General features: G+C 36.9%; 8 protein-coding genes. 6 read left to right on the top strand and 2 right to left on the bottom strand.

Features of this window, described 5'->3' with window-relative positions:
• Positions 1-766, top strand: a 766-nt coding sequence (locus ASU31_RS26875) for a DUF2271 domain-containing protein (RefSeq protein ID WP_157258346.1), incomplete at its 5' end; no start/stop codon positions are given.
• A complete protein-coding gene (locus tag ASU31_RS26870) occupies positions 732-1,421 on the top strand; it encodes a PepSY-associated TM helix domain-containing protein (protein WP_083505563.1) in 690 nt (229 codons plus the stop codon). The genes ASU31_RS26875 and ASU31_RS26870, both read left to right, overlap by 35 nt.
• 204 nt (positions 1,422-1,625) lie before the next feature.
• On the opposite strand, the gene ASU31_RS26865 is transcribed toward ASU31_RS26870, so the two are convergent.
• Positions 1,626-2,852 carry a multidrug effflux MFS transporter gene (locus tag ASU31_RS26865; RefSeq protein WP_057935315.1) on the bottom strand — a complete coding sequence of 409 codons (1,227 nt, stop codon included), beginning with the start codon at positions 2,850-2,852 and terminating at the stop codon, positions 1,626-1,628.
• A gap of 200 nt (positions 2,853-3,052) precedes the next feature.
• Between ASU31_RS26865 and ASU31_RS26855 the strand changes: the two genes are divergently transcribed.
• The 4 genes from ASU31_RS26855 to ASU31_RS26840 all read left to right on the top strand — a co-directional run bounded on the left by ASU31_RS26855 (position 3,053) and on the right by ASU31_RS26840 (position 5,601).
• Positions 3,053-3,823: a queuosine precursor transporter gene (locus ASU31_RS26855; RefSeq protein ID WP_057935313.1), complete on the top strand. Its 771-nt coding sequence runs from the start codon at positions 3,053-3,055 to the stop codon at positions 3,821-3,823.
• A 40-nt stretch (positions 3,824-3,863) separates the two neighbouring features.
• Positions 3,864-4,313: a hypothetical protein gene (locus ASU31_RS26850; RefSeq protein ID WP_057935312.1), complete on the top strand. Its 450-nt coding sequence runs from the start codon at positions 3,864-3,866 to the stop codon at positions 4,311-4,313.
• Positions 4,314-4,453: 140 nt separating this feature from the next.
• Entirely contained in the window at positions 4,454-5,254 is an 801-nt protein-coding gene (locus tag ASU31_RS26845) for a type II toxin-antitoxin system antitoxin SocA domain-containing protein (protein WP_057935311.1), read from the top strand.
• Positions 5,255-5,256: 2 nt separating this feature from the next.
• Positions 5,257-5,601 carry a hypothetical protein gene (locus tag ASU31_RS26840; RefSeq protein WP_057935310.1) on the top strand — a complete coding sequence of 115 codons (345 nt, stop codon included), beginning with the start codon at positions 5,257-5,259 and terminating at the stop codon, positions 5,599-5,601.
• A 75-nt stretch (positions 5,602-5,676) separates the two neighbouring features.
• On the opposite strand, the gene ASU31_RS26835 is transcribed toward ASU31_RS26840, so the two are convergent.
• On the bottom strand, positions 5,677-6,822 hold a 1,146-nt coding region (locus tag ASU31_RS26835), incomplete at its 5' end, for a homoserine dehydrogenase (RefSeq protein WP_057935309.1).

The raw sequence follows: 6,822 nt of genomic DNA, 5'->3' as shown, positions 1-6,822 counted from the left end.
GTATTCACATATTGTGGATCCACGTACCGGAAAGCCTGCTTCAGCAATAATCAGTGCAACGGTTATTGGTCCTGACGCCAGTGAAGCAGGGGCTTTAGCTACTTCTTTTAATGTGCTTTCTGTTGCCGAGATCGAGGCATTGACTAAGACCAGAAATGACATTGCATACTTGTTAATCACTAAAGATGGTAAAGAAATTAGAAGTAAAGAATGGGCTAATTACGAGTTTGCTTTAAATAAGCCAGCTACTGTTTTAGAAAAAGCAAGCAAGGCTGATAAACTTTGGAATACTAAATATGAGTTAGTGGTAAACTTAGAAATTGCCAATATAGAATCTACAGATGGTAAACGTGTCCGTCGGCCGTTTGTGGCAGTATGGATCGAAGATGCCGCTAAAGCCCCTGTACGTAATCTGGCTATTTGGTATAACAAACCACGTTGGTTACCAGATTTAAAATCATGGAACCGCGCAAATGGTGAGGAGTTTAAAAAAGGAGCGGAAGGAAAACTGAGCTCAACGAGTTCTGCAACACGTGGCCCGGGTAAATATAGCTTATCATGGGATGGAAAAGACGATAGCGGGAAATTGGTAAAAGCAGGCATTTATACTGTTTTTATTGAAGTTGCCCGCGAGCATGGAACTTATCAGGTAATTGCGAAAGAAATGAAATTTACAGGCTCGGCACAAAAAGTAGAATTAACGCCAAATACAGAACTAACATCAGCATCTCTTGACTACAGAAAAATCGGAACCTCAAAAAAATAAGATAACGGCTGCACCTAACGGACTGGGAAAAAAGCAGGTTAAAAAAGATAACGGAAAAGGTAAGGCTAAAAAGCGTTTAGCTGGTTTATCACGCTGGCTGCATATTTATTTATCGATGGTCAGTTTTACGATTCTGCTATTCTTTGCGGTATCGGGCTTAACCTTAAATCATGCAGATTGGTTTACTTCTGGTAAAGAAGTGGTTACTAAAGATTCCGGGTCAGTAAACTTAAAATGGGTAAACCAACCTGATACCAATAAGATAAACAAGTTACAAATTGTTGAGTTTTTTAGAACTAAACATGAGGTTAAAGGCGCATTGAGCGATTTTAGGATAGATGACAGAGAACTGAGTTTAACCTTTAATGGCCCTGGCTACCTTGCCGATTCTTTTATTGATCGTGAAACGGGAAAATACGAATTAACCACTACCAGGTTTGGCGCCGTGGCTGTGATTAACGATTTGCACAAAGGAAGAGATTCTGGTAAGGCCTGGTCGTGGATTATCGATATTTCGGCAGTACTGATGACATTGGTGTCTATTTCAGGAATTATCTTAATCTGTTTTATCAAAAAGAAACGGTTAAGTGGCTTTATCATCGCAGCAGTGGGTACAATTGTTTGCTATTTGATTTACAAGTTATTTGTACCATAGTTCCGTCCCCAACACACGGAGAGACCGTATGATAAGTTGTTATTCCAGTAGAATGGTCGTCATCTCGACTGTAGCGCAGCGAAATGGAGAGATCTTTGAAGCAAAAAATGAATTTAAAAGATTTCTCCACTTCGGTCGAAATGACGACCCCTCGAGATTGATTTTAATCCAATAAATTAGCCCTCGGATGATATTCTATATTTATTAATGCGCTGCAACAGCAGCATCAGTCGATGACTCCACTTCAGTGGTGATAAACCTTCTGCCGATTAGTAGACAACCTAAAGCAATAAATGCTGCTGCCGTCATTACCAAAGGCATAGGTACAACTGAGTGTTCGCTAAATAAACTTACCATTACCGAGGCCAGCGCACCTAATCCCATTTGCAAGGCACCCATTAAGGCCGATGCACTACCCGCATTTTTGGTAAATGGAGCGAGCGACAAGGCAGCTGCATTTGGGTTAATTAAACCTAAGCAGGCCAAAAATAATGCAATAAAGCCTATGGTAGAATATAAATTTAACCAGTTATTTAAGGCGAAAACCAAAAAGATTAAACTGAAAATACATTGTGCAATAAGGGCATAGGTTATAATATTTTTGCTGGTAAACCACCTTAGTATCAAGCTATTTACCTGACTCGATCCGATAAATGATACAGAAAGCAGTGCGAAAATCCATCCGTAGCCTGTTTTACTTACCTCATAAATCTTCATAAATACCTGAGGCGACGAAGATACATAGGCAAATAAACCCGAAAAGGTAATCGAACTGATCAACGCATAAGTATAAAATTGAGGCTCTTTTAAAACGGTAAAGAAATTGGTTAAAATAGGCTTTGGTTTTAAAGAGTAATTCGGATCGGGCTTATAACTCTCCGGTAGTTTGAAAATTGAAGCTAAGAGCATTAAAACCGCCATCAATCCTAAAAACACGAAGACATATTTCCAGCCCAGGGCCGAAATTAAGTAGCCACCTGCCGTTGGGGCGAGCATAGGTGAAACAGCGATGACCAACATTAAGGAAGCAAATACTTTCGGACTTTCTTCTACCGAAAACAGATCCCGTACCATGGCAACAGAGGCTACTGCCGTGGCACAGCTTCCGATAGCCTGTACAAAACGTAAAACAATTAATTGGTTAACATCAGTTACAGCCAAACAAAGAAAAGAGGAAAGGATATAAAGTGCTAAACCAAAATATAGCGGTTTCTTTCTTCCGAACTTATCCAAGAGTGGTCCATATAATAACTGGCCGGCAGAAATCCCGATAAAAAAGCTTGATAGTGATAGGGCTACCGTTGATTCATTACTGCTTAAATCCTTTGCTATATCAACAAAACCAGGCAGATACATGTCGATAGAGAAGGGGCCAAGCGCTGCCAATGAACCTAAAATGAGTATGAGATAGAAGTGTCGTTTTTTAGCCATGAATATACCAGATTTTGATGCCGCAAAGATTGGGAGATTTAATTTGTTAACCTATTTTTACCGTCGAACGATTGTAAAAATCATATTTTTAGTTAAAACTAATTATACACTAGGGTGGATGCGTAATCTTTGTGTTATCTCTGTTAAAAATGTGATGATTGCTATGCTAAATCTGCTATTTATTTCTAGATTTATAGTCTATGACTTTTAAGACAAAAGAAAGCCGTTTACTACTCATTCTGGGTAGCTTTTTTGTAGCAAACGCTATATTATCAGAGTTTATTGGAGTTAAATTGTTCAGTGTTGAAGAAACGCTGGGCTTTAAAAAGTTCGATATAAACTTACTGGGTGTTCCGCATCTATCCTTTGTAATGTCGGCAGGAGTATTAACCTGGCCGATTATTTTCATTATGACAGATATTATCAATGAATATTTTGGTGTGAAACAAGTTCGATTTTTGTCTATTCTCACTGCTATATTAATTGCATTTGCCTTTCTTGTGGTTTGGGGATCAATGCATTTAACCGCCGCCGATTTCTGGGTACATCAAAATATAAATGGAGAAGACCTCAATATGAATAATGCATTTGCGGGGATATTCGGGCAGGGGATGTGGATCATCGTAGGATCAATTACGGCCTTTATTATCGGGCAAATGGTTGATGTATTGATATTTCATAAGATTAAAAAAATAACAGGGGAGCGGGCACTTTGGTTACGCGCTACAGGTTCTACTTTGGTTTCTCAGTTTATTGATAGTTTTGTGGTGATTTTTATTGCATTTTATATAAACCCTCAATACCACTATAGCTGGCAACAGGTTTTTGCCATTGGTTTAGTAGGATATACCTATAAATTTGTTGTGGCTATTTTAATGACCCCGATTTTATATATCGTACACGCTATAATTGATGGCTACTTAGGGAAAGACCTCGCACATAAGCTGATCAAAATGGCTGGAAGGGGATAAATATTTAAAACAAATAATAACCAAATTATAAATCCCGTTTATGAGAAACATTTTAATGCTATTTGCAGTGCTTTCATTATTTTCTTGTGTTAACAAAGATGGAAGCAAAAAAGATTCAGATCTTGATATTCAGGGTACCTGGCAATTATTATCGGCTACAACCATCGAAAATGGAACAAGCCAAACAACAGATTATTCTGGCAAGCTAAAAATGATCAAGATGTTTAATCACACACATTTTGCATTTTTAAAACATAGCCTTAATCCTAAAGATACCAGCAGTTTCGATGCAGGAGGAGGAACTTTCGTTTTAAAAGGCGATGATTATACCGAACACCTTGAATATTATAAAAACAAAGATTGGGAAGGCAAAATATTTAACTTTAAACTCGCCATCCATAAAGATACTTTGATTCAGAAAGGGGTTGAAAAAGTGGAGGCCGCCGGTGTTGACCGCGTAATTATTGAGAAATACATTAAGGTAAAATAATAGATATTTCTTCAATTTACATTTATAGAAGTTTTAAGATTTCATTGTGGTAGCATCAGAGCAATTTATCCAGAAATAATTATTGTTCTTAAATCTATCAATTCGTTGTTTTATTTTAAAACATGTTGTATGTTTGTAGTATGGGAAAAGAATTATCAAAAAAGCAAATTGGCGAGCGAATAGCTAATCTACGTTTAAGTAAAGGTTTCTCGCAAGAAGATTTAGCAAAAAGTATCGCGATTTCAAGACCATCTTTAACCCAAATGGAATTGGGAAATCGGGTAGTGAGCCTAAGTGAAATGCAAAAACTATCAATAGTGCTGGGCTTTTCTTTAGACGAGTTTATGACCAAAGATTTTCTGGCCAATCAAAGTTTGAAAGCATCCAGCGAATCACACGACGAGGTTATAGCGGAGCGTATTTCTGTTCCAACTCTAAATATAAATAAGTTTAAAAATGTTTTGCTTTATATTTTAGAGCACTGCGCCGGCAAACCTAACGTTGGTGAAACCGTATTGTATAAACTCCTTTATTTTTCTGATTTTAATTATTACGAATTATATGAAGAGCATTTAACAGGAGCGAAGTATAAAAAATTGCCTTATGGCCCTGTTCCTCAAAAGTTAGATGCTATTATCAATCAAATGATAGACGCAAATCAGCTTCAACGAATAAAAACAGAATTTAAAGGTTACCCACAAAAGCGCTATCTGCCACTTGAAAAAGCTGATTTAACTATGCTTAAAGCAAGTGAAAAAGATGTTATAGATAAAGTTATCGAGCAAATGAGCGATTGGTCGGCCACAGCTATAAGCGATTATTCCCATAAAGATTTACCATGGGAAGTAACAGAAGAAGGCAAGGATATTAGTTATAATTTAGCTTTCTATCGGGAATTACCTTATTCTGTTCGGGTTTATGATGAAGAAGAAAATAATTAATTATGCTTTTTGAATCACTAAATGAATTTGAAAAGGATCTAAAAAAACTTTTGAAGCGATATCGTAGTTTGCAATCTGATTTGGAAGATGTAAAGATAATTTTAAGGGTAAAGCCCGATGAACGCAATCCTTTTAGTTTTCGTATTGATAATTTGGGTATTAGTACATGTGTAATTAAAATTAAGAAAATCACCTGTGATAGTTTAAAAGGTTGGGGAGTAAACTCTGGTTTGAGGTTAATTTATGCGTTTTATGAAGAAGAGCAAAAGATAGTCTTCATTGAACTTTACCATAAAAACGATAAGGAAAACGAAGATAAGCAACGGATACTTGAAAATTTTACATAAACGCAAAAGGTCGGACTCGCTCCGACCTTTGTGCTTAACAACAAAACAAATAAAAAAATTAACCTTAAAAATAAATTATAGGCTTGCCAATTCCTGGGCAAAAACATTTTCACTCAATTGCTCCTGTTTGTAAATCTGTCTGCCAGTATAGGCCACAAAAACAGATTCATCCAAAAGCAAGTCGCGGTTTTTAATTAAACTCTCTAGCTTAACTGTTCCAACCACATATTTATAGCTGCTTGCAGCATAACGTTCGCTGATGTTGTCAAATTCCAAAAGTGTAATCAGATCTTCATCAGCATAACGTAAATAAATTTCCAATAAAATTTCCTCGGTATGCTTAACACCATTTTCCGAGTGGTATTTTTTATACTCGTAACGGTAATCGTAACGCAAAGCAGCAATGTCAGAAAGTACAGCTGCACCTGTAGGGTGGCCTCCAGCACCTTTACCATAGAAAAACTGTTTATCAGCAAAAGCCGCCTGAACTGCAACTGCATTGTACTCATTTTCCACGTTGTAAAGGAAATCATCTTTAGCTACCAGCTTCGGTAGTACATAAGTCACGATATCTTTTGTATTCACTTTACGTGCCGTAGGAACCAATTTAATTTTAAAGTTTTTCTCACGTGCATATTTAATGTCGTGCTTAGAAAGGTTCTGTATACCAATGTTTAAAATAGCATCTGGATTTACAAATAAACCATATGCGTGTGCTGTAGCAATAGCCAGTTTATATTTCGGATCGTAACCTCCCACATCCAAAATCGGGTCGGTTTCTGCGAAACCTAATTCCTGTGCTTCTTTTAAAGCCGAGTCGTAACTTTGGTTCTCATTAAATATTTTCGACAGTATGTAATTAGATGAGCCATTAAAAATTCCACTCAAAGCATGGAATAATTCATTGTCGTAATATTCTTCCAGGTTACGGATAATTGGAATACTGCCACAAACGGCTCCTTCGTACAATAAAGAAGTACCATGCTTTTGCTGTAAATCTACCAGTTCTTTTAAGTGGGTGGCGATCATTTTTTTATTGGCAGAAACTACATTTTTACCGTTTCTTAATGCAGTAGTAACAATTTCGTAAGCAGCATCGGCATCATTAATTAATTCTACAATCGTATTGATCTCTGTATTGTTCAGTATTTCGTTGCGATCAGTGGTAAACAGATCCTTATTAAGGGTACGCTTCTTTCTTGGGTCTTTTATTGCAATTTT

Source organism: Pedobacter ginsenosidimutans, from assembly GCF_001442625.1.
Lineage (GTDB): Bacteria > Bacteroidota > Bacteroidia > Sphingobacteriales > Sphingobacteriaceae > Pedobacter > Pedobacter ginsenosidimutans.
The sequence above is the reverse complement of the archived record's forward strand: the minus strand, read 5'-3'. Positions and strand labels throughout refer to the sequence as shown.

Excerpts from the sequence above, each read along its gene's own strand:
- ASU31_RS26840 (WP_057935310.1), top strand. The coding sequence starts at position 5,257 with ATGCTTTTTGAATCACTAAATGAATTTGAAAAGGATCTAAAAAAACTT.
- ASU31_RS26855 (WP_057935313.1), top strand. The coding sequence starts at position 3,053 with ATGACTTTTAAGACAAAAGAAAGCCGTTTACTACTCATTCTGGGTAGC.
- ASU31_RS26850 (WP_057935312.1), top strand. The coding sequence starts at position 3,864 with ATGAGAAACATTTTAATGCTATTTGCAGTGCTTTCATTATTTTCTTGT.
- ASU31_RS26865 (WP_057935315.1), bottom strand. The coding sequence starts at position 2,852 with ATGGCTAAAAAACGACACTTCTATCTCATACTCATTTTAGGTTCATTG.
- ASU31_RS26845 (WP_057935311.1), top strand. The coding sequence starts at position 4,454 with ATGGGAAAAGAATTATCAAAAAAGCAAATTGGCGAGCGAATAGCTAAT.